We start from the raw sequence: 24,053 nt of genomic DNA, 5'->3' as shown, positions 1-24,053 counted from the left end.
AGGCTGCCGGCACCCGCTGTTAACTACATAGCCCTTCAACGTTAGTTGAAGGGCTATGTAGTTATTGAAATGAGTGTAACCTATAGGTTTGTGTTAATTCCAGCCACCGCCCAATGCATGATAAACGTTAACAACGGCATTCATTTGTTTCATCTTGGTTTCAATCAACTCAAACTTTGATTGCAATGCATCGCGTTGAGTTAACAGTACTTCCATGTAATCTGCCCGGGTTGACCGGAAAAGGTTATTGGATATACCAATCGATTCATTGAGTTTCTGAACTTCCTGCGATTTCAAATCATAAGTTTTCTCAAGATTATTAATGTTGGAAAGTTGATTAACCACCTCTATATAAGCATTCAGCACCTTTCGGTCGTAATTATACACCGCCTGAATCTGTTTGGCGTTAGCACTATAATAAGTGGCCTTAATTGCGTTCCTATTGATAAGTGGTGCAGTTACTTCCCCGATGAGCGAGTACAATATAGACTGAGGCGTTGTGAACAGATAGGCGGGATTAAACGCCTGGTAACCCACTGCGGCAGAAATATTAAGCGAAGGGTAAAACTGGGCTTTTGCTACTTTAACATCCAGTTTGGCCGCCATCAGATCTAACTCAGCCTGTTTAATATCAGGCCGGTTAGAGAGCAGCTGCGACGGTATACCTGCCTGCACCACCTGCGGCACCAGGCTGTTAAAGCTGCTATCATTTCTTGCAATAGGCTGTGGATACCTGGCCAGCAAAAAGTTAATACGGTTCTCAGTTTCTGTAATCTTTTGTTTAATATCAAACTGAAGGCTTTTGGTGTTCAACACTTCGGCTTCAAACTTGCGTACGGCCAGTTTGGTAACTCTTGTTGCCTCTTGTTGTATACGTACCACCCGCAGTGCATTGGTTTGAATTTGTATGGTTTGATTTACAATTTCCAACTGGTTGTCCAGCGCTAACAGCTCAAAGTAGGAGTTGGCAACTTCGGCAACAAGGTTGGTGACTACAAAGTTCTTCCCCTCAATGCTGGAAAGATATTTGGTAACGGCCGCTTTTTTGGCATTACGCAGTTTGTGCCATATATCCACCTCCCAATTGGCTTGTGCGGTAATCAGGTAATCGGGCAGCGGGTCGGGCATTTCCTTGCCGGGCTTAATCTCCGTATTGGCTTCCAGTGCGCCAATGTTGGTATACCTTGCTACCTTATCAAAACCGGCGCCTGCTTTTATGCCTACAAATGGCAGGTATTCGCCCTGGCGTGCCTTTATTTCACTTTGGACAATTTGTATTTCTTGCAGAGTGATATTTAATTCCTGATTGTTTTTTAAAGCGGTATCAATCAGCGCCTGTAGGTACGGGTCGGTAAAGTAGTTCTTCCAGTTAAGCTTTGCCGTATTGGTGGAATCCTGCAAGTTATTGTAACTTGCAGGTATCGCTTTGCTTTCATTTCGTCCTTTTAATGCCGGAATTTTACAGGCGGCAAAAGCTACCGAAACACAAGCCAGAGTTATATATTTATTTATGCTTTGTTTAAACATGGTGCTCAATTTCTTCAATTTCTTCAGTTAACGGACTTTCATCTTCATCCTTAATCAGTTTTCGGCCATCAGCCAGTTTGGCAAATATGTAATACAGGCCCGGTACGATGATTACCCCGAATACCGTTCCCAGCAGCATACCACCGGCAGAAGATGAACCAATAGTACGGTTACCAATTGCCCCGGGCCCAGTTGCGAACAGCAGCGGAATTAAACCGGCAATGAAGGCGAAGGAAGTCATGAGAATAGGGCGGAAGCGGATTTTTGCGCCCTCAATGGCTGCCTCGGCAATGGATGCGCCTTGCTGGCGTTTTTGAACCGCGAACTCTACAATCAGCACCGCATTCTTACCCAGCAAGCCCACCAGCATTACCAAGCCCACCTGTGCATAAATATCGTTTGACAGGCCCATTAATTTAATGAGCAAAAAGGCACCGAATACACCAATTGGCAGGGATAGCACTACGGCCAGCGGAATAATGAAACTTTCGTATTGGGCGGCCAGTACAAAGTACACAAAGGCGAGCACCACAATGAATATATAAAGTGCTTCATTCCCTCGGGCTACTTCATCTTTTGATAAGCCGAGCCAGTCGATATCATAACCACGGGGCAGTGTTTTTTCGGCAACCTCCTGTATGGCTTTGATGGCCTCGCCGCTGCTGTAGCCCGCTGCAGGCGCACCATTGATAGCCGCAGCAGGGTACATATTATAACGGGTGATCTCGTTCAATCCCTGGGTTTTCTTAATTTTCATGAAGGCAGAGTAGGGTACCATTTCGTCCCGGTTGTTTTTCACGTAGAGTTTCAAAACATCTTCGGGAAGCTGGCGGTACTCAGGCGACGATTGAACATATACTTTAAAGAAGGTACCAAACCTGATGGAACCAAGCTCATAAGTACTACCTATTAAAATAGAAAGGTTGTTCATGGCTGTTTCAATTGAAACACCTTTTTGCATGGCCGCCTTATTATCTATTTCAAGCTCGTATTGCGGATAGTTGGAAGCAAAGAAGGTAAACAAGCCGCTTAATTCTTTGCGTTTTCTTAAGGCTGCCATAAAATCATCATTTACCCGGCCGAGTTCTTTATAGTCGCCGGTGTTGGTTTTATCCAGCAACCGTAATGAGAAACCACCGGCAGCGCCGTAACCTGGTACAGCAGGCGGACCGAAAAATTCAATTGTAGCCCCTGGTATAGCTTTGGCCTTTTGTTCCAGTTCTTCAATGATTTCCTGCGCCGAGTGTTTCCTGTCCGACCAGTCTTTCAGGTTAATTAAACACGTACCTGAGTTTGAGCCGCGGCCTTCGGTTAGTACTTCGTACCCCGCCAGGGCCGAAACCGATTGTACACCGTCCACATGTTCGGCAATGGCCTGCAGCTTGTGGGCAATATCGTTGGTTCTTTCCAGGGTAGAGCCGGGAGGCGTTTGAATGATTGCATAAATCTGCCCCTGGTCTTCGTTGGGAATAAAGCCTGAGGGCAGCGTACTTGACGTAAGCCAGATACCGGCGCAGAACGCAATCAATAACCCCCAAGTGACTGAACGCCGGGTTACAATTTTTTGCATAAAGCTGGTATAACGTCCGGTTAATCTTTCAAACCAGGCATTAAAGCCATCAATTACACGGTTAATCGGTGTTTTCTTTCTGGGCTGGCCATGCGTGTTCCTTAAAATCATGGCACAGAGCACAGGGGTAAGTGTGAGTGCTACAAAACCCGAGATTACAATGGAGGTGGCCATGGTAATTGAAAACTGCCTGTAGAAAATACCTACAGGGCCAGACATAAATGCCACCGGAACAAATACCGCAGTCATCAGCAGCGTAATGGCAATGATGGCGCCGCTAATTTCGTGCAGTACTTCTTTGGTGGCATTAAATGGCGATAGATGTTTCTCGGCCATTTTAGTGTGTACCGCCTCAACTACCACAATGGCATTATCTACCACAATACCAATCGCCAGCACCAGGGCAAATAAGGTAATTAGGTTAATGGTGAGCCCGAACATCTGCATAAAGAAGAATGCCCCAACCAATGATACCGGTACGGCAAGGGTTGGAATAAGCGTTGAGCGCCAATCACCTAAAAATAAGAATACCACTATAGCCACCAGCACAAATGCCTCGGCCAGCGTATGTACTACTTTTTCAATCGATGCATCCAGGAAGTTAGACACGTCATAACTAATCTGGTAATCCATCCCTGCGGGGAACGAGCTTTTTTTGATTTCCTCCAGTTTGGCTTTTACTTCTTTAATTACATCGCTTGCATTACTGCCATAAGTTTGCTTAAGCGTGATGGCAGCTGATGGGTGTCCGTCGAGGTCAGAATAGATATCATAAAATTCACTTCCAAACTCAACGTCGGCCACATCTTTCAGATAAAGCACTTCGCCATCGGGTTTGGCTTTAATAATTACGTTCTGATACTGCTCGGGCTTGTTGTATCGCCCCTGATAGGTGAGTACATACTCAAGCGACTGCGAGCGTTTACCCGAACTTTGCCCGATCCGGCCCGGCGAACCGATTACACTTTGCTGACCGAGCGCCTGCATCACCTCATCGGTAGACACATTATAAGCACGCATCCTGTCGGGTTTCAACCAGATACGCATGGCATACTGCCGGCTGCCCAAAATTTTGGCGCTGCCCACACCCGAAAGTCGGCTTAACTCCGGAATAATGTTGACGTTGGCAAAGTTGTATAGAAAGTTTTGGTCGGCCTTGGTATCCTTACTAAACAGGTTCACATACATCAGCATATTGGGTGATGTATAATTTACCACAATACCTTCGCGCTGTACCAGTTCGGGTAACCTGTTGGTTACCTGCTCAATCCTGTTTTTAACGTTTACTACCGCCTGGTTGGGGTCGGTACCCAAATCAAATATAACCTGTATAGTGGCCTCGCCGGCACTGGTAGCATCAGAAGTCATATACTTCATGCCGGGAGCGCCGTTGATGGCCTTTTCCATCGGAATTAAAACCGACTCAACCAGTACATTCGCGCTTGCACCCGGATAGGCAACGCTTACCACAACCATAGGCGGCGCTATGGATGGAAACTGAGATACCGGCAACGTTTTGATTGCCAGTACACCCATAAATATGATGACCACAGAAAGCACGATGGCTAACACCGGCCTCCTGATAAATTTATTAAACATGGTGATTCTTTTAAGTTCTTAACTATTCTGCTGGTAACTTCAACTTGTCTATTACTGACTGAGGCTGCACGAAATCATAAGTGATTTTGTCATTATCCTTCACTTTGCGCAGGCCTTCGAGTAAGATTTTATCATTTGCCGACAGGCCGGCAGTTACAGCATACACGTCTTCCATGTCTGCCCCGATGGTGATTTGCCTTGATTTTACGCGGTTATCTTTATCTACAACAAACACATACTTTTTATCCAATACTTCGAATGTGGCTTTTTGAGGAATGAGTAATGCATTTTTCAAAGGCACCACCATTTTTACATCACCTGTTTCGCCATGCCGCAGTAACCTGTCCGGGTTAGGAAAGGTAGCCCTGAACGGGATGTTGCCGGTTTCGTTGTCAAAATCGGCCTCGATGGTTTGCACTACGCCGGTATAAGGGAATAACTGGTGATTGGCCATCACCAGGCTTACTACCGGTTTGGCATCTTTGGCTTTTGCCTTATAATCCAGGTATTCGGCCTCCGGGACATTGAAATACACCCACATCTGGCTATTGTCAGACAAGGTGGTAATCAAATCTCCTTCTTCAACCAAGCTGCCCGGGCGCACCGAGAAATGGTCAATAATACCATCGAATGGAGCCGTGATTGAAGTAAACTGTAGGTGTACCTGGTTTAAGGAAAGTTCGGCTTTGGCTTTTTCTAATTTTGATTTTGCCATAGCAAGTTCATTGGGCGCAACAACGTCGCTATCAGCCAGACGCTTGGTATTTTGGTATTCAATTTTAGCCAGGTTAACTTCCGCCTGCGATTTTTGCGTTTCTGCATTATATAACCTGGACATAATTTGAAACAATAACTGGCCTTTTTTTACAAACTGGCCTTCATCTACATAGAATTTTTGGATGTAACCACGTTCCTGGGCCCTCAGTTCAATGTGCCTTATGGCATGAATCTGGCCCACATATTCATTGACATTGGAGGTGTCGGTTTTTAACGGAGTGGTAACTAATAATTTAGAATTGTCTTCGTTTTTTTCTTCTTTGGGTTTGCAGCTGGTGTAGCAAAATAGTGCACACAAGCCCAATAGCATGAGAGTTTGCTTCATAAAAATCTGATACAAACAGGAATATTTTTCCTGATGAAATTTAAGTTGTGAAAATGTAATTACACAAAGGCAGCACCGCGCAGGCTTCGCCTACGGGTTTGCAATGAATGATAAAAGGGAGGGTAGCAGCAGTAGTAAAGCCTGCCTGATGGTTACATCAAATTCTGATGACGCGAAGAATGATATGCCGCTGAATGCTGCTATAAAAGCGCTGCTCGCCGAGCAATGCCGTATTTGTATAGCAGTCAGTAAAACGGTTAGGGAAAACGTATAAATGGCGATAAGTGGAGATGCAGGGACCGTAATCTGTTGCTCGCTTTACAGGAGCAACTTCTTCGTCATCTTCATCATCATCGTCTGTGGTGTTAAATTTTGCCCTGTGGGTTTTGAAGCCCGATTGAGATGGTTTTATGCTAAGTAGTGCATAACCTTTAGACGAGCCGGGGTGAGCAAATTGTACGGCCTGTTGGTGAGTATAGTTATTGCTATCGCGCTGGCTGTAATGAGCATATGCATGACTGTATATGCCCAGAAGGAAGAGATATAACGATAGAAAAAATTTTACAAACCATTTCACATCCGGTGTCAAAACTACACATTAAAAGAAATTATCAAATATTTTTAATGATATTTTAATGAAGTTTGAAATGGTATATGATGTTGATAGCTATTATTTAATATTATTGCTAAGATGATAAATTATTATCTTCTTAGTTATCATCGAGTTGAGAGCCCTTAGTGAAGATAATCAAATGAATTATCACCATTTTATGATTTAAGATGATAACGTTAAATACTTCAAAGATTTTAATGAGTAAATGCCTAACGTTAGAAAAAACCGGTCGTAATAACTTTGACTATCTTACTTACCGATACAGAAAGTGAAGTAGCGCAGATTATCAGTGAGTTAATGCTATCCCGTTACCAACCTGTCACCAAACCGATGAAAACAGCGGAAAATCAATGCAATGTTGAATGTTTTTAAAATTTACCGATGAAAGTTGCCTGTTGTTTGATTGGGTAATTGGTTTGAAATTTACTGTGACGTTTGCTTTCAATATGTTGCCGGTTAAGCTATGATTTTTCTTCCTCTAACTGTTTGATCATTAAAAGGGTATAAACTAGTATAATTTAATCGATTCATCGGAGGCTTTCTCTATTAAACATTTTACCTTGCCGAATAATTACATTGTTGTATATTTAAAAATTAATTTAACCTAAGCCGAGTTCAATGCGTAAAATACTTTCTATACGTCAATTGTAGTCAGTTTTTTTTAACACAGAAAAGGCTGATAATCAGCAATTGTACACAATATTATTGCTGCACTTTTCTATGTTAGTAAATCCTGCATCATGCTCTGATGGAAATTGGATAGCTTTGTTCTTGATAGGCAGTTTTAGAGGATAGTAAATATGAAAATAGGCTTCTCAGGCCACGAGACTTTTGTTTGTCGAACTTTTTGGTTAAAAAAAGGTTATGACTATATTATGGAAGGCCGTTCTTTCACACAGGAGGATGCGGTCGTTCGGCTTGGAGTGGGTAAGAACATGGTGACATCCATTAGTTTTTGGATGCGAGGGTTTCACATTTTGGACCGCGAACAACAACAAATTACGCAATTGGGTAATTTTCTTTTTGCAAATCGAGACCCCTTTTTAGAAGATATTGCATCGCTTTGGCTATTACATTATTCGGCTATTAAGAATGAGAAATTATTCATTTTTAATAGTTTTTTTAATGAATTTTCCAAAGAACGTAGCGAATTTACCAAAGAACATTTAATCAGTTTTATGAAACGCAAAACAGAAGCAGAAGAACTGCGTCTATTTAGCGACAAGACATATGATTCAGATGCCAATGTTTTGCTGCGTACATATCTGCGTTCAAATGATGGTAAAGTCGATTTAGAAGATGAAACCGCTAATTTATTAGTGGAATTGAACTTACTTAGTGATTTTTATAAAGAAAACACTGAAGGTAAACTGGTGCAATGGTATCGCGTAAGTCGCCAAACGCGGTACGATCTGCCAGGTGCTGTGTTGCTTTTCACGATACTTGATCGCTTTGGTGAGGAAAGTCAAAGTATTTCATTTAGTGATCTGTTAGAAGCCCCTAACAGCCCAGGCGTAATTTTCCGGATGTCTGAAAAAGGTTTAGAAGAACAACTTAGAGAATTGGCCCATCAATATGATGGTGAATTGACTTTTAGCCAAACCGCCGGAAATCAGGTTCTTCAACTTAAAAGCCGACTTGATAAATGGCAGATATTGGAGGAATACTATGCGTAATCATTTTTCACCTTCAATTAACATTATCACCCAGGAACTTGACCTAAGCCAATATTTTTTGACGTCTAACGTCCAGGAAGTTTTTGACATGTTGGCAAGTAACTACCGTTTAGGTCAACGCGCAATTAATTTAATCGGCGCATACGGAACAGGTAAATCTTCGTTTTTGTCGGCTATTACCCAACATTTATTGGGCGACAAGCTTTTTTATGAAGCACGTTCGTGGTCAGACTTAAAGGATTATCTTTTTTTTAAAGCGGTAAGCGAGTATGATTCTTTCATAGCTCAGTTTGCCCAAATGATCGGTTCTACTTCGTTTAAGCCGCAGCAATTATTAGAGGATTTCCTGTCGTTGGTCAAAAACGAGAATGTAAAAGGCAAGGTGGTCATATTGATGTTCGACGAATTCGGTAAAATATTAGAGTATGCTGCCAAACACGAACCAGAGAAAGAGCTTTATTTTATTCAGCAATTAGCTGAATTGGTCAATAGTGGTGATTCAGAGGTCATGTTTTTGACCACTTTACATCAAGATTTTGCGGGATATGCTCACCATTTATCTAAATTACAGCGCAATGAATGGGTTAAGGTAAAAGGGCGCTTTAAAGAGATTACTTTTAATGAACCTGTAGAGCAATTGCTTTATTTAGCAAGTCAGCGACTGAATTCGGCAATCCCTCAAGAGGTGAATACGGCATTTGAACGCACCTTTCAGGCTATCGTTGATGCTAAAGTATATCCATTGCGGGATTTTTTTAATGCTGAGGTAGCTGCTAAGTTATATCCCTTGGATATTCTTGCTGCAGCGGTGTTAGCACAAGCTTTACAGCGTTATGGTCAAAATGAACGTTCGTTATTTAGCTTTCTTAATGGCGACAATTATTTTGACCTTAAAGATTTTCAATCCAGCAAGGCTAATTTTTATGGGCTTAACGCAGTTTATGATTATCTGAACTATAATTTTAACTCGTTTTTACAGTCGAAAGCCAATCCGGATTATACTTATTGGGCAGAAATCCGTAATGCGCTAGAGCGGGTTGACGGAGAGTTTGATTTTGCGAAACAAGCGACTTATCAAGCAGCGGTGAAAACCATAGGTATGATGCAGATATTCTTACCAGGTAGCGCGCGAATAGATAAAACCTTCTTGACCTCCTATTTGGATGGTGTTTTAAATACAACTGACGGAGAAACTACAATTGACGATTTAATACAGCGTTTTATCATCCGTTATTATAAACGCACGGCTCGATATACACTGTACGAAGCAAGTGATGTGGATATTGATGTGGCCATTTCCAGCGCTGCTGCTGAGGTAAGTCGTGCTAATGATGTAGTAAATTATTTAAGCACTTATTTTAACTTCCCTACGGTATCAGCCAAACGGGCTTACTTTGATAAAGGTACACCTCGGGTATTTCAATTTAAAATTTCCGATAATCCTTACATATCCCAACTCCCTCAGGGAGAGATAGACGGATTCATTAACCTCGTTTTCAATGATCTGTTAACGGATGATGATATGATACGTATTTCAGGCGAGAGACGGGAAGCCATTTTATATGGTCATTACCAAAATACGTCTGAAATCAAAGAATTGATTGAAGAGATTGAAAAGGCAGAAATTGCCAGGGAGAAGCATAAGAATGACAGGATTGCTAAAAAAGAATTAGATGCGATTATTGACAGGCAGCGTAATCTGTTGAACCACTATGTGATGAACAGTTTTTTCAATCCTGCTATTGTTCGTTGGTTCTATCTAGGTGAAGAAGACCAAACCATCGTACATAGCAGACGCTTTAACGAAAAACTGTCTGAAATTTGTGGCGATATCTACTATAGCACTCCGATTTTTCGTAGTGAATTGGCTAATAAAACTAAGCTTTCGCCGTCTATCTCAACGGCAAGGCGAGAATTATTTCAAGCTTTGTTCCTTCATGAGAACTTAGAAGACTTAAATATAAAAGGTTCTCCACCGCAAAAAAGTATTTACTTTTCCCTGTTGAGACAAACAGGAATTCATGCACTATCAGATGGTTATTGGTCACTGCAACAGCCCGATCTACAGGCCGACCCATTTGAATTCGCCCCTTTATTCGCAACGTGTGAACAGTTCTTGGAAAATTCACGTGGTGTTAAACGGAATGTGAGTGATCTTTATGAGCAACTGAGCAAGGCACCTTTCAAATTAAAAAAAGGGTTCCTTGATTTTTGGGTACCAATCTACCTAATTCTGAAAAGGTCTGATTATGCGCTTTATGGGGAGTATGGTTATATCACTGATCTTAACGCGGAGATGTTGGAGCTATTGGTTAAAAAACCTTCTGATTACTCAATTAAAGCATTTGATGTAGCCGGTATTCGCATTAATATGTTCAATCGGTACCGGGAAATGTTACAGCTGCCTCAAAGAGAGCGTACAGATAACGAAGCATTTGTTCAGACCATCGTACCATTCATTCGCTTTTACAAAGATTTGGATGGTTATGCAAAAAATACGCGTCGCATCAGCAGTTCCAGTCAAAAGATCAGAAAGGCCCTGACCGATGCAGAAGACCCAGAGCGGTTATTTTTTGAAGATTTTCCAGCTGCGTTAGGTTTTGATCTTGTGCAACTGAACAAGGAACCGGAGTTACTAACGGAATTCACGGAAGCGTTACAGCAAACAATACGCGAATTAAGGGCTGCCTACGAGCAATTACTCACTCGTTTTGAATTGGTTATTTGCTCTTTATGGGGCGAAACACTTTCGTTTAGCGAATACAAAGCCAAAATCAGGACACGATACGAAGGAGGCCTTAAAGAATATTTATTATTACCCTATCAGCGAACTTTTTATAATCGACTATTTTCCCCTTTGGAAGATCGTAAGGCATGGCTTTCATCGGTTGCTCAATCGATTATCAATAAACCACTTGAACAAAGTAATGATGATGACGAAATGCGGCTGTTTGACCGTTTTCCAGAGTTGATTCATGAGCTTGATAACTTAAATGACATTGGCAAGAAGCAAACTCAACTAAATTCAGAAGAAACGTTCAAGATTGAGATCACCATACCAGGAAGCGAAGTTCGCCAGCAGGTAGTAACACTTCCCAAAAAACAAAGTCAAAAATTCAACGACGCTCAGCATAATATTTCGTCTGTACTTAAAGGGGAGAACCGGTTTACCAAAATCGCTATATTAGCGGAAATGCTCAAACAGGAATTAGCAAAAGATGGAGAATAATCAGGTAAGACATGTGTTAGGGATTTCTGGGGGGAAAGATAGTGCCGCGCTCGCAATCTATATGCAAACCTTATATCCGGGAATGCAAATTGAATATTATACATGCGATACAGGTAAGGAACTTGATGAAACGTATCAATTGATTCGTAACCTGGAATCCAAACTTGGTGTTAGTGTTCATAAACTTTATGCCCCAACTGCTGATAGAGAAAACCCTTTTGATTATTATCATCGCTTATATGGCGGCTTCCTACCATCGTCAAACACGCGCTGGTGTACGCAAAAACTTAAGATCGAACCCTTTGAAGCCTATATTGGCACTACACCGGTAATCTCCTATGTCGGCATTCGTGGTGACGAGGATAGAGAGGGTTATATTTCAACTAAACCCAATGTCCAGTCTATTTTTCCATTCAGAAAAAACATCTGGAGTGAAGAAATTATTTTGAAAGCAATGGCTAACAGCAACATTGCTGATATGGGGAAGCTTTATAAAGAATATTTACCGACGAATTTGTATAAGAGGGCTTTAGATATTGTAGAAACACCAATTTCATTTTCTTACGGTCAAAGCCAAAAGGTAAAAAATTTATTAGATCTTGGTGTTAAGCCATTTAATCATGTTGTATTCGAACTGCTTAGATCCACCCATTTCCCAGTTGCTTCGCTAAGCGATTTTCCCCTGTTAAATAACGAAGAAGTATTGGTGCGTGACGACATCTTCCGCATCTTAGAGGAAAGCGGTGTTGGCGTCCCACAATACTACAAAGAAATTCCATACCAGGTGAATGGACAAACCGGGAGTTATAATCGCAGCCGTTCGGGCTGCTTTTTCTGTTTTTTTCAGCAAAAAATAGAATGGGTATGGCTTTATGAACAAAACCCTGCTAAATTTTTCTTAGCAATGGAGTATGAAAAAGATGGCTACACCTGGAACCAAAATGAACGCCTTGAAGATTTGATCAACCCCGAGCGCATCAAACAGATCAAAGAAGATTTTTTAACCAAACAAGCACTTGCCAAAGACCGAAAACAGTCCGGAAAATTGATAGACATCCTGGATGCCGAAGAGGAAGGTTGCGCAAGTTGTTTTATTTAACCTAATATTATATCATCAATGGTCTACTCAACTACTGAATGGGACTTAAGAACTCTTATCGACTATTACAACAATAATCAAATCAATTTGAATCCACCATACCAACGTGGTGACATTTGGAGTGCTGCATCAAAGAAGCGACTAATCGAATCGATAAAGTCAAAATACCCATTGCCATTATTCTTTTTATACCAAACTAACACCGGTATTTTTGATATGGTGGATGGTCAACAAAGGACACGTACAATCTTAGGATATGCAAAGGGATTGTTTGCTGACACTGAGAAAAAAACAATTAGCGACACGGACAGCACATTTTTTTATAACGAGTACAAAATTTCCGTATGTGTTATCACTCATGCAGAAGAAGGAGAAGTAGAGGATTTTTATTTCCGGGTTAACAAGTTCGGTTCAAAACTTAATCGCCCGGAGATTTTAAAGGCTCAATTCAGAAATTCAGTTCTCCAAAATTTAGTTGAAACAATTTCCGATAGTCCACAATTTACTTCTCTAAATATTTTCACTACGGCTACTTTAAATCGCTTAAGTGATTTAGATTTTATTGGGGAGTTGTTGACTCTAACCAAGGATGGAATTACTGACAAAAAAATAGCTGTCGATCGTTTTTATGAGGCTACTGATTTCACAGAATCTGCCTCGAAGGAGTTAGAAGTAAAATTTTATAATGTTTTGGACGACGTTATTCGCTTTAATGAGATTTATGCGATAGGTAAAACGAGGTACAAACAGCGTAATGACTTTTATACACTTTTTAATTTCTTGCTTAATACGCGGGAAATTCATAAAGAAACGTTAGACTATTTTTATAAATTACTTGTCGTAATTGATCCTGATATTTCGCCCTCTCAGGAAAATTGTTTCGCATTTCGTGAGTACGCCACAAATTGTGTAACCCAATCCAACTCTAAAAAGGCCAGAGAAGAACGTCTCAGGTTCTTTAATGAAATTTTATTAAATAAGGATTGTGATGTGGATCTAAATGATGATTCAGAAAGCTCGATAAAAGATTTGCTACTTTTTTATCGGTTTACATCCGAAGATTTAGTAAAAATCGAAGATTTCTATGTGTTGAATGTCAATAAATTAATTGAAATAACATCTAGACATTTTTTCGATGAAATTGGTTAGAAACAATATCATTCTATCTGAAAAGACAGATGGAAAGTTGGATGACACAGCCAACACGATTCAAACAGATCAGGAAAAATATATCCTTTCATACTTGACGGAAGAGTTTAAATCTTCGAAAGGTGGAAATAGTAGCGTTTTCTTGGCAATTGGTCAAAAAACCAAAGATAAAATTGTTATCAAAGTCTCAAGTTATTCCAAGCCAGGAAGAAACGCAAAGCCCAATGTTGTGAGAAGGTATGGACGCTTTATAGAGGAAATGAACGTGCTCTATGAATTGAAAGAAAAAGGCAAAGATAACGTAGTTCAAATATTGTTTGACGGTGTTATAAACTTAGATGGAAGAGAATTTCCATACTATGCTATGGAAAAAGCTGATACAGATTTAAAAGAATACATCTTTGAAAATAAAGATCTCGATAGCCAAGAAAAAGTTAAGTTTTGTATTAACGTTTATGACGCTATTAATCAACTTCATTCAGAAGGTTATTATCATCGAGATATAAAGCCTGACAATATTTTGCTTTTTTTGGAAGATAAACAAGATACGGGTGGAAATGCAGTATGGAAAATTGGCGATTTAGGATTATTAAGACATCGAGACAAAGACTATGATGATTTAGGTGAAAAGATTGGACCATTTGGTTGGCTTTCTCCAGAAGCAGGTAATAAGTTTTTAACAGAAGAAGCAGAGTTAGGCTTTGATTGTTCCATTGATGATCGCTCGGATGTTTTTCAACTTGGAAAACTTTTTTGGTTCATTTTTCAAGGGAACATACCAATCGGTCAATTAAAAGAAGAAGATTTTGTTTGTAAAATAAATCACAGACAATATATTTTTTCTGTCATCGAATGCATGCTAAGTTATGCTAAACCAAGACGTATTGATATGCCAGGTTTAGGTGGCCTGCTTGAAGACCTGAAACTATCTTTTGCGATATGAGCAAGCAATTGGCAACTAAGATCAGCCGCTTATTAAGCTTGGCACTAAGACACGCGCCTGAATCTCTAGGAGTTTCATTGGATCAAAATGGTTGGTGTAAAATTGACGCTCTTTTAATCGGACTTAAGCAAAAAGGTTATTCAATTGATGAGCAGACTTTATTATCAATCGTAATTTCTAACGAAAAAAAAAGATTCTCTTTTGATGAATCAAAAACCTTTATCCGTGCTAATCAAGGACATTCATTGAATATAGATTTAGGACTTAACTCCGAAGTACCACCAGAATACTTATATCATGGTTCTGCGGTATCGAATATTACTTCTATTACTTTAACTGGTTTAAAAAAGAATAACCGGGATTATGTTCATCTGTCCACTGACTTAAAAACGGTTATGGCGGTTGGAAAACGACATGGTGATCCGGTTGTACTCAAGGTTTCGGCGGGTAAAATGCACCGTGAAGGCTACGAGTTCTATTTATCTGCTAATGATGTTTGGCTAACAGATTCAGTACCGCCGGAGTATCTTCAAGTAATTTAGGTTTGGATTTGTTTCACTTCTTTCAAAATGTCTTCAACTTTACCGGCGTAAGACGTTTTTGCGCTATAGGCATTTTTTAGCTTTCTGATATCTTGTTCGTTGAGAACTGAAGGATAAGCTAAATATAATAAAAGCAGTTGAGTTAGAACATCTGAGTTAGTTAACATCACTTTTTCGATTGGATTCCAAAGGACGTATAGCCAGGGCTTCTTATCAAGGTTGAAGTCGAGTTGGTTAAAATAACTGAAGATTTCTATAAATGTTAGTTCTTCCCGAGTGTAAATTTTAAGAGCTGCTTTTACTAGTGGCAAAAATCCTATCGGTCTGAATACCAAATTTCCACCGTTATCATTGTTACGAAAATCTTTTGAATAGTCCTTTTGCTTGCCCAAATAATCCTCGATAAATGTTAATTTGGTCTTAAAAGCATCCCAAAATATAAGAGTGAATTTTTGAAAGGCCTCAATCATGTCGTCGGAAGGACGAAATTTAAGGTAATCAATCAAGCTAGCTCTTGTAAGTTTTTCTTTATGATACTCTGCATAAAAAACTTTAAAGAGCTCTACATTCGCCTGATACAATGTAATCACAGAGGTTAGTGCATCTTTATTGTTTCCAGGAATACCCTTCTGTTTTGCCACCACAATTCTTTTACCGCTAAACAATGGATATTCTTCAAGTAGATATCGCGTGGTAATCGCTACAATATCATCCTCGTCAAGTGCGATAATGTCATCTAATGACACTGGTTTGGCATATCGATTAAGCGTTGTGAAAAGGCGACGGGTTTTCAGTTTACCTTCTTCATCGTTCTTGTGACCAATAAAAATGGCCGCTATCTGTTGATCTTTTAAATTTGAATTTTCCTTTAAAGCAGCCTTTATACCCTCTACTCGATGTTGCCCATCAATTGGGAAAATTTTGTGATTACCAGGGAAATCCAATAGCCCAAGTTGATAAGTAGTGCTATTATCGAAGTTTACTTCAATTTCGGTCCATTCGGGATAATTATTATAAACCGCCAGTACTAATGAATTAAAAAACAGCTCAGACTGATTTAATATATATTCTTTGATATTTAAGTAGTTTTTGGATATGCTACGCTGGATGAGATCGTTTAAAGTTTCCGATTTATGGAGCTGATCGTTTATCGGAGAAACGTATTCACTAACTTGTCCAAAGGTTAACGTGGCTATGTAATACACACGTCCACCTAATTCGCCTCTTAACGCGGGAATTTTCATAAGTTAAATGCTTTAACTGCTTGTCGAGTTTCTAAATCAGGTATAAGATCATTAAATGGCAGAAGTAGTGCGTTAATTAAGTCTTTTTCATGATTTGCAATAACTTCGTTATCATCCAATACTATAAAGTTTAAGTATAATTCGCCACCCCAGTAACGGAACATGCGTGTGATTTTAGGACGTTCACTTGATTGAGCATACTTTTGAAAATATTCTCGACATCGCTTATCAAGATTCTGTCCTTTGGTGAGGAGTGCACGGCCAATATAAACCGGAAAGTCTGTCATACCCGGTATCATAGGACATTTTATAGAGAACATATAAAGTCCACCTTTATCTTTAGGTAATAACTTAAGGTCGTTATGAAAGTTATTTAATTCATCGTTTAAATATTTCACAGTCGTCCAGTTATTTAGGTTTAAGTCAATTCCTGAAAATATGTTGGGGTTCCATAAAGAATGATGTAACTTGTAAGTAATTTCCCGCAACTTTAATTCTTCTCCTAAATCAAAAGCTGAGTTCAACATTATTCACTAATCATTTGTAATAAATCATTGGTGCCGAAGTTCAAGATGAACTCAGAATAAAAACTCGAAAAAAGATCACGCAAATACACTTCAAGATCTATTTCTTTATTATCCTCGCCTTCTTTTGATATAGCATATTTTCGATTTTTAGTGATTGTATATAAAAACAGGGTATGAAAATAAACAGATGAGATGTATTTCTTGTCAGCCACTTCTAACGCTGTCGAGTCTTTATGTTTTGCTTTAAAGGATTTTAAAACATGGCTGTCCATGTTAATGATGATTTTGTCAAGATTGCCCCCACTAACCTGCGGTGCCATAACGGTGTCGTAATCGATTTCTGCGTCAACTCCTTCTGATACTTCATCCCATGTTTGAAAGCCTTCACGAGCTTCCTTGTAAACAAGTACGAAAGGCGGCAAACCAATATTCTGCTCATCCTCTTTTTCGACCTTTTTGGTTTCTTCTTTTTTCTGTTCTGGATCACCGATTTTGACAAGAAACAACTCTTCGAAATCTTCACCAGGACCAGTAAGGGTAACTTTCATTTCTACTTCGTCACCAACACGGACCTCGTTTTTAGTCGTAAGATTTAGCCGGATGGTGCCTTCATGCGGACTAGAGGTGGTAACATTAAAAACACTTTCAATCACTTCTTCTTTGCCCGGCGCTGTACCTCCATTAGCTTCATTCTTACCGTTATAGCTAACGATGCCTACTTTAAATTGACCAGGCTCTTCAATACGGTCAAAATAATGGTTCTCCACATCAGTTTTGAAGAATATAGTTTTATCCTGCCCGCGCGGCAAATTAATTGCTGAAATGCCTTTATCGGTAGAAGACTTAATTTTTAGAAAGGATGGAAAACGTTGTGGCTTAAATGGTTCCTTTTCTTCCTTATATTGTACTTCTTTTTTTGGCCGCTCTTTCGACTTGGGTTTATCGTCTTTTTGCTCCAATTTGAATGTTTGGTTTAGCAAACGCATTAAAGCGCTATCCATCGGCAAGTTCTTCGAAAATGATTTTAGCATTTCTGTAGTATCTTTTGAATCAACAGAAATAGAATCCTTACGACGTTTTTCGATTTCCGCCAGTCTACCTTTGGTCGTACCAAGTTTCGAAGCCAGGAATTTACGCAACTGTGTAGTTTCATCCCCCTCTTTTAAACGATCACGCGAGGCCATGAATAACTCTTTACGGAAGTTGTAGTGCATGTGTGTACAATCCACATGAATAAGTAAGTGATATTTTAGTAGGTTAAATTTAAGCGAACGGGTGATGAATTCAGAAGTAAAGTTTCCATGTACCTGTCCGTTGACCGAGAACATAACCGACATGTTATTTTTAAAAAACTCACGTTGTATAGCTTCTTTGGTTTCTTTTATATTTTTATCATCTATCCGCGTTTTGAAAACATAGCAAGTGACTTTAAATTTCCCAAATGGCTCTTCTGCGTAGTTTTCTGAGAAGTAATCCTCCACATAACGATTGTCTTCGAGTTCTAATCTCCGCTTTAAACCATACAAATCTCTCTCCAGGTTACGGTCATCCGGATAACGGTATTTGCGGTCTACCGTTAGAATGGGTAAAGCCGGCTCAAATAAATATTCATTTATACTTTGATTCAGGTCACGAGAAATTACCGAACGACTGCCAGCCGGCAAATCATAGGAATAAAGCTTCATCACCGTGCCAGTTTCAAACCAAGTTTCATGGAGATTGAGGTCCAGTTTTGTTATCTTAAAAGCCGGAATTAAACCGTCAATCTTCAAAAATTCATACCAAGTATTCTTCTTTCTGCCTTCCTCATCTTTCGTCAAAGGGTGTTCGCGCACAAATGTGAAACCAAAATCGCCTGTCTTATCGAACCTTCGCGAACCAATTAATTGATAACCCTTTTTGCCACAAAAGATGATTGCTCCGCTGCCCCCCATATTATACTTACCCTGCACGAAATGGATCTCATTTTTGTTACCTCGTAATAGAGAAAGAAATGTTTGTTCAAAATCATCCGGGTGTTGCCCCTCGCCATTGTCATATATCGTCAAAGACGGCGTTAGCTTAGGCCCGTCCGCAAGAATCTGTAAATTCTTAGCTTGATTCTTACGCGGATTATTCAAATCCCAATTTTTATAATCTGGAAAAAATCGTTCACGCGCTTCTTCCATTGTTCGCGGTGCATGTGTGCTTTTAGGATCAACATTAGCCTCATAACACTTCTTCATTAGCGTTGCATCAATTGAATTGGTTATCTTTTCAATTAGTGCAGCAATGGGTGATGCCTGTTGATTCTCTATTACCCCGTAATTATTTTCATTACCCCCAAGCGGATACCAATTATTCGATAGAAAAATAGCTGGATGTCTAGCGATAAAGTCGTCGACTTGCTCTTCTGTATGAAGTGCGTAAAGATTTTCAAAGAGTTGTTGAATGGTGATTGTCGATTCAGGCATGTGAATGAGGTTGTTAAGGCTTTAAATATAATTATATTTCAAACTACTGCAAAAATTGCATTCAGGAATATTTAAGCCATTATGACAGAATAACAACTTGTATCAAGAAGTAAAAAAGCAGGGCATGCCAAATAACTCACCTGAAGCGTTTGGGGATTCAAACTGCTTGTCCGTCTGCCTATCGTTTAGTTAAGCAACAATGTTCTTACGCTGGCAGGGCTTTAAAACTTTTTTTTTGAGAGTACGTATTTTAACAGGCTATGATCCAAAACCAGTTCTGCATACATGTGCTTCAGCTTGCGGTTCTCTTCTTCCAGCTCCTTCAGCCGCTTTAGCTCCTAGCTGTCCATGCCGGCATTTTTTTACGCCAGTTATAAAAGGTTGATTTATGTACGTCCAGTTCGCCGCATACATCATTAAGCTCACGGCCACCTTCATACTCTTTGATGGCTTTTACAATTTGTGCTTCCGTAATGATAAAGTTCTTCATCGTTTGACTGGTTAAAGTTAAAACTTTTCGTCCTTTACACAGTCCGACTTTTAGGAGGGGTTACAGGTGGAGAAAACGACGTACAAGCAGTTCAGGCTTCGTATACTTACTTCGAATGCGAGACATGTTAAAGCTGCGTATTTCTTTGGTATGCACGTCCATATTGAGGATTAACGTCGATACCAGCCTTTTGATTTACATCCAACTAAAATAAGTTCATATATTAGAAGACCTAAATTTTATGAAAATAATAAATAATAATCCCGGGCCTAATCACTTGTCCAACCTTATAGCCTGCTTTGAAAATGCGGATGAGATAATAATTGTAAGCCCGTTTATCTCTGCAGATATAACTTTTTTCCCATTTGAAAAACTTTCTTTTCTGAAGAAAGTAACATTGATAACACGTTTGAAATCGTTTACCAACGATCAATACGAAAAAATTAGTTTCTTCCTTTCTTTAATTAATTACTGTAAACAGAAAAATATTCAATTAAAGATTTTAATAGATAATATACTTCACGGTAAAGTTTATATCGGAGCGGAGAATGGAAATTTAAAGGAAGCTGTTATTACATCCGCAAACTTCAACAAATTTGGTCTTGAGTATAACAATGAGTGGGGGGTCTGGATAAGTGAAGAAAACTTAATAAAACAAATTTACCAGGGAATATTGGATAGGATCGTATTGGAGCCAATAACTGAAAATGATGTTGAGAGATTGAGTAAAGAGTTACATAAACAACCAACTAAGAAAAAAGAGCGAGAAACGGATTTAGATTTAGCCAAACATCTTAAAAAGCGAGTTAACCCTCTTAACATACAGGGGAATACGACATATTGGCTAAAACCGATAGGTGTTTCTGGCGATTATGTTCCTTGGGGTAAAGCTTTTTCATCACTTCAGACCGATTTACATTTTGCCAAAAGTCCCAAAGGTGTTCACCCTGGACACATAATAATAACCTACGCAGTTGGACACCGCAACATTTTATCAATTTATAAGGTTATTTCCGAAACAAAATTGAGTGGTATTAACCGATGGCCTTACTTAGTTGTGGGAGAAAATTTAAGCCCGTATTACGGTGATCAGTGGCATTTGCATAGTTTAACAATCACGAATCAAAAGGATGAAGTGTTGGGAAATAATCTTTTCAATATAACTCCTAGCGGAAAAAATAGCTACGGCAGCCTAATGCGTAGCGCCGATAAACTCAAGATAACGTCCGATTTCGGTGAGTTCATAGTTAACAAGATCCAGTCGTTAGATCAGAAAATAGCAGAAGCTCAGCAATAATTAATATGTATCACATTTATCACAACAGCCTAGACAAAGGGCACAGTTACGAGTCCTTTTCCGAACGGTTTCTACAAATTTGTCAACAGCATAAAGAGGAAGGTCGCGCAATGGCCTTTGCATTTATATTGTACGATGTTGAAAATCCTCAACTGTCAAAAGTTCTTAACGATAGAGAGTACTGGATGGCACTTAACGAAGTGTCTGGGACTTATTTAACAGTTTTCAGTATTCATTCAAAAGAAAAAAGAAGAGTACGGGCTGGAACCTCTTTTTCAAGCGGTGACTACATGCAAATGATGACTGGGATATCTAGCTATAAAAATCCTTCGGTTAGTACCAGTAATTTAATAGGCCGATACTTTGGTGACACTGTTTCTGTTTCTTATCCGGCATTGCTATTCTTTCAAGTGAATGAAGAACAGATTACAGATGCGTTATTAATCAGTTTAAAGGCAACGTTAATTGAAGATTCATTTTTAGAACTAAAAAAGTACATTAGTGCTGCAAGTGAGGCGCTTAAAATGATAGAGGAAGAGAATAAAAGTAATTATAAAGAAATTTTCGACCAGCTTGAGCTTAGCGTTAACAAGATCAAACAAATCGCTTCCATCAGAAAATGGTTTAATGAAGGAAAATCACTTCTAGGATTGCTTAAACTGTTAAAAATTTATTGACGTTAGAATATTAAAAGTTAAACCGAGGAAAGCCACCTTTTGACAGCATTGAATATCTTATGTATACAATGTATTGACTTAATAATACAATATCAAATTGAAAATTTATAAATGAACTATATTTAAGCAAGCCGTCTAATAGTATATTTTATCAATCTGAATTGTAATATATTTTAAGATTGAAGTTTACTCCAACGAGTTAAAAATTGGTAAAGGTGAAAATTATAATAGTGCATTTCCAACCATTCATTTCAACTCTATTTTTTATTTTAATAGTGACATAAAAAACGTGTCGGTATTATACAACATGTAAAAGCTCCTGAAACGATGTTTACATACCGATCAAATGATTAGTTAAGCGATTCATTTAACTAAATTAATTCAAAAATGAAAAGGCGAATATTGGATATTGATTTAGATTTCTTTTTAGATAACGTTCATTATGGTACCGTCACTAGTGAAAAACGATTGAGTGACAGTGAATTTAAACCTTGGTCGGTGGAGAAAGTAATTGCGTTTCAAGAACAGCAATGTGGTCTGAAGAAATCCCAACCGATTAAAGGTAAAATCTTTAAGCATCATGTGGAAGTATTTTACTTTCTCCGTGAATTGCAAGAAGAGAATGATTTTTCTTACCAATTTGACATAGACCATGTTGATGCGCATGCCGATCTGGGTACAGGTGATGCAAGTTATCGATATATTGCAACTGACTTACTTCAAAAGCCTGTCCGTGAGCGTTGCTACCCAGAAAAGATTAATGGTTGGGAAGGTCTAAGTAGCGGTAACTATTTGTCGTTTGCAATCGCTTGCCGATGGCTGCTTTCATTAACCTACATCAACGAAGGTGATCCTGGCGATTGTCAGATTTTTAATCTTCGAAATTACGCTAATCCAAACGAAGGGATCGAGCTGCGCCAATTTTCAGAAGCGCAGATGGCTGACGTTCTTAATCGTGCCGACATGCATGAATATTCCAGAACAATAAGACCAATTGCGACAGAACCTTTAGTGCCTTTTACGATATTAGACCGTTCTAATTTTCAAAGTGACGGGAAATACGATTATATTTTGCTTGCATTATCTCCAGGATTTACCCCGGCTGCAGCAGACGAACTCATTCCGGTTATTCAGCAGTATATGCAACTATATTGAATTAAAATTTATTATCAATTGGCTTTACGGCTAACGATGAGTTATTGATCAGGATTGATTTTGGTATAAACAATATGATCTATCAGACCTTCTTCGATACCTAAGATAAGCTCCTCGAGCAAAACTTCATAGCGCACTGGAAATTCTTGATTGCGAATACGCTCCAGCCAATTGACTGGACCTTTTGCAAAGTGCTCGGATAATCTTAGTGGGATTGTTTGAGCAAAAAGCCCATGATTGGGTGAAGGAAATATCTTATAATAAAGATGCGTCTCATCTTCTTCCACTGTATCTGCGACATTCAGGCAGTGAAAAACCGCGAAAACACCACTATTATTTAAATCAACTTCTCTGCCATCGCGGCCTTGAAAATAAACTGCCTCGACAATTGTTTCCCAAGCTTTTTTGCCCTCCATGACTTCTTCTTTGATCTTACGCTGCTTCATCACTAAAGCGAAATGCTCCGGCAGATTAACCACAAAGTCGCCCAGCAAGGAAGACATGAGGTTTCGTTTATGTGCAGTATTTAAGTCTAATTTAAAATTAGCGCCAGCTTCTCGCTGTGTAAAATCTTCAAGTCTTACCAGTGTCCAAATATCGAATGAACGCCATTTCCAAGCAACCAATACCGGTGTGCCTGTTAGCGCACTATAGTTCAGTAAACCCTCATAATAACTTGGCCGCCATTTGATCTTGTCTTCCTGGGTCGTTTTGATCTCTACGAAATAAGGCTGCTGCTGGCCGTTTTCATTAACTACCAAAAAAAGATCCGGTATTGTAAACGTGCTTTTGGCATCTGGCGGTATTGGAAATTGTTCTAGCTTATGCGCTAGAACAACATTCTTGAGCCAATTTAACGTGTACAAAAACTCATCTTCCTGCACTAGTCCGACATGCATATCCACAACGCGTTTGCTGACCAGATCAGGATCGACATCATAGCCCAGTTCACTCAATGCCTTCTGTAAAGCCCTAGCTTGGTCATCTGTATTTCGGAGTATGTTCATATGTATTAGCTGTTAAGTGCCGGCGCAGGTTTATCCATTTAATTTAATTTTCCAATTGTAGTATCCTTGGTAACCTTAATATAAATTTATTTTTTTTTGACAGCAATTCCATTCATTTTTATGAAAATTGGATTAGTCCCAATACATCGAGAGT

At 39.3% G+C, this 24,053-nt stretch carries 19 protein-coding genes; 9 read left to right on the top strand and 10 right to left on the bottom strand.

Features of this window, described 5'->3' with window-relative positions:
• Positions 1-93: 93 nt before the first annotated feature.
• From ACYVNW_RS06485 to ACYVNW_RS06470, 4 genes are all read right to left on the bottom strand, one after another.
• Positions 94-1,527 carry a TolC family protein gene (locus ACYVNW_RS06485; RefSeq protein WP_460679033.1) on the bottom strand — a complete coding sequence of 478 codons (1,434 nt, stop codon included), beginning with the start codon at positions 1,525-1,527 and terminating at the stop codon, positions 94-96.
• Positions 1,520-4,696 carry an efflux RND transporter permease subunit gene (locus ACYVNW_RS06480; protein WP_460679032.1) on the bottom strand — a complete coding sequence of 1,059 codons (3,177 nt, stop codon included), beginning with the start codon at positions 4,694-4,696 and terminating at the stop codon, positions 1,520-1,522. The genes ACYVNW_RS06485 and ACYVNW_RS06480 overlap by 8 nt, the downstream gene beginning before the upstream one ends.
• 22 nt (positions 4,697-4,718) lie before the next feature.
• On the bottom strand, positions 4,719-5,798 hold the full coding sequence (locus tag ACYVNW_RS06475) for an efflux RND transporter periplasmic adaptor subunit (RefSeq protein WP_460679031.1): 1,080 nt from the start codon (positions 5,796-5,798) through the stop codon (positions 4,719-4,721).
• 157 nt (positions 5,799-5,955) lie between these two features.
• Positions 5,956-6,375 (bottom strand): hypothetical protein, encoded by a 420-nt coding sequence (locus tag ACYVNW_RS06470; protein WP_460679030.1) that lies wholly within the window; start codon positions 6,373-6,375, stop codon positions 5,956-5,958.
• 836 nt (positions 6,376-7,211) lie between these two features.
• On the opposite strand from ACYVNW_RS06470, the gene ACYVNW_RS06465 reads away from it, so the two are divergent.
• From ACYVNW_RS06465 to ACYVNW_RS06440, 6 genes are read left to right on the top strand one after another with little or no spacing between them, the layout of a single operon-like run.
• Positions 7,212-8,087, top strand: coding sequence for a DUF4007 family protein (locus tag ACYVNW_RS06465; RefSeq protein WP_460679029.1), 876 nt, complete (start codon positions 7,212-7,214; stop codon positions 8,085-8,087).
• Positions 8,080-11,316, top strand: a complete 3,237-nt coding sequence (locus ACYVNW_RS06460; protein ID WP_460679028.1) for a hypothetical protein — start codon at positions 8,080-8,082, stop codon at positions 11,314-11,316. Before ACYVNW_RS06465 ends, ACYVNW_RS06460 begins: the two co-directional genes overlap by 8 nt.
• On the top strand, positions 11,306-12,415 hold the full coding sequence (locus ACYVNW_RS06455) for a phosphoadenosine phosphosulfate reductase domain-containing protein (RefSeq protein ID WP_460679027.1): 1,110 nt from the start codon (positions 11,306-11,308) through the stop codon (positions 12,413-12,415). The genes ACYVNW_RS06460 and ACYVNW_RS06455 overlap by 11 nt, the downstream gene beginning before the upstream one ends.
• A gap of 18 nt (positions 12,416-12,433) precedes the next feature.
• Positions 12,434-13,564, top strand: a complete 1,131-nt coding sequence (locus tag ACYVNW_RS06450; RefSeq protein ID WP_460679026.1) for a GmrSD restriction endonuclease domain-containing protein — start codon at positions 12,434-12,436, stop codon at positions 13,562-13,564.
• Positions 13,551-14,507 (top strand): protein kinase domain-containing protein, encoded by a 957-nt coding sequence (locus ACYVNW_RS06445; RefSeq protein ID WP_460679025.1) that lies wholly within the window; start codon positions 13,551-13,553, stop codon positions 14,505-14,507. The genes ACYVNW_RS06450 and ACYVNW_RS06445 overlap by 14 nt, the downstream gene beginning before the upstream one ends.
• Positions 14,504-15,049, top strand: coding sequence for an RNA 2'-phosphotransferase (locus tag ACYVNW_RS06440; RefSeq protein WP_460679024.1), 546 nt, complete (start codon positions 14,504-14,506; stop codon positions 15,047-15,049). Before ACYVNW_RS06445 ends, ACYVNW_RS06440 begins: the two co-directional genes overlap by 4 nt.
• Here ACYVNW_RS06440 and ACYVNW_RS06435 read toward each other — a convergent pair.
• The 5 genes from ACYVNW_RS06435 to ACYVNW_RS06415 form a co-directional block, all read right to left on the bottom strand.
• Positions 15,046-16,293 (bottom strand): DNA sulfur modification protein DndB, encoded by a 1,248-nt coding sequence (locus tag ACYVNW_RS06435; RefSeq protein WP_460679023.1) that lies wholly within the window; start codon positions 16,291-16,293, stop codon positions 15,046-15,048. The two genes, ACYVNW_RS06440 and ACYVNW_RS06435, sit on opposite strands and share 4 nt — an antisense overlap.
• Positions 16,290-16,820 (bottom strand): hypothetical protein, encoded by a 531-nt coding sequence (locus ACYVNW_RS06430; RefSeq protein WP_460679022.1) that lies wholly within the window; start codon positions 16,818-16,820, stop codon positions 16,290-16,292. The genes ACYVNW_RS06435 and ACYVNW_RS06430 overlap by 4 nt, the downstream gene beginning before the upstream one ends.
• A complete protein-coding gene (locus ACYVNW_RS06425) occupies positions 16,820-19,273 on the bottom strand; it encodes a hypothetical protein (protein WP_460679021.1) in 2,454 nt (817 codons plus the stop codon). Before ACYVNW_RS06425 ends, ACYVNW_RS06430 begins: the two co-directional genes overlap by 1 nt.
• A gap of 331 nt (positions 19,274-19,604) precedes the next feature.
• On the bottom strand, positions 19,605-19,763 hold the full coding sequence (locus ACYVNW_RS06420; protein ID WP_460679020.1) for a transposase: 159 nt from the start codon (positions 19,761-19,763) through the stop codon (positions 19,605-19,607).
• A 60-nt stretch (positions 19,764-19,823) separates the two neighbouring features.
• Positions 19,824-19,925, bottom strand: coding sequence for a hypothetical protein (locus ACYVNW_RS06415; protein ID WP_460679019.1), 102 nt, complete (start codon positions 19,923-19,925; stop codon positions 19,824-19,826).
• Between the two features lie 79 nt (positions 19,926-20,004).
• Here ACYVNW_RS06415 and ACYVNW_RS06410 point away from each other — a divergent pair, with 79 nt between their 5' ends.
• The 3 genes from ACYVNW_RS06410 to ACYVNW_RS06400 all read left to right on the top strand — a co-directional run bounded on the left by ACYVNW_RS06410 (position 20,005) and on the right by ACYVNW_RS06400 (position 22,892).
• Positions 20,005-21,060 carry a restriction endonuclease PLD domain-containing protein gene (locus ACYVNW_RS06410; RefSeq protein WP_460679018.1) on the top strand — a complete coding sequence of 352 codons (1,056 nt, stop codon included), beginning with the start codon at positions 20,005-20,007 and terminating at the stop codon, positions 21,058-21,060.
• Positions 21,061-21,245: 185 nt separating this feature from the next.
• On the top strand, positions 21,246-21,737 hold the full coding sequence (locus ACYVNW_RS06405; protein ID WP_460679017.1) for a hypothetical protein: 492 nt from the start codon (positions 21,246-21,248) through the stop codon (positions 21,735-21,737).
• Positions 21,738-22,124: 387 nt separating this feature from the next.
• Entirely contained in the window at positions 22,125-22,892 is a 768-nt protein-coding gene (locus ACYVNW_RS06400; protein ID WP_460679016.1) for a hypothetical protein, read from the top strand.
• A gap of 41 nt (positions 22,893-22,933) precedes the next feature.
• On the opposite strand, the gene ACYVNW_RS06395 is transcribed toward ACYVNW_RS06400, so the two are convergent.
• Positions 22,934-23,899, bottom strand: a complete 966-nt coding sequence (locus ACYVNW_RS06395) for a hypothetical protein (RefSeq protein ID WP_460679015.1) — start codon at positions 23,897-23,899, stop codon at positions 22,934-22,936.
• Positions 23,900-24,053: the final 154 nt, after the last annotated feature.

The sequence above is a fragment of the Mucilaginibacter koreensis genome (genome assembly GCF_054783355.1).
Note: the sequence above shows the minus strand (reverse complement) of the source record. Positions and strands in the feature narration are given on the sequence as shown.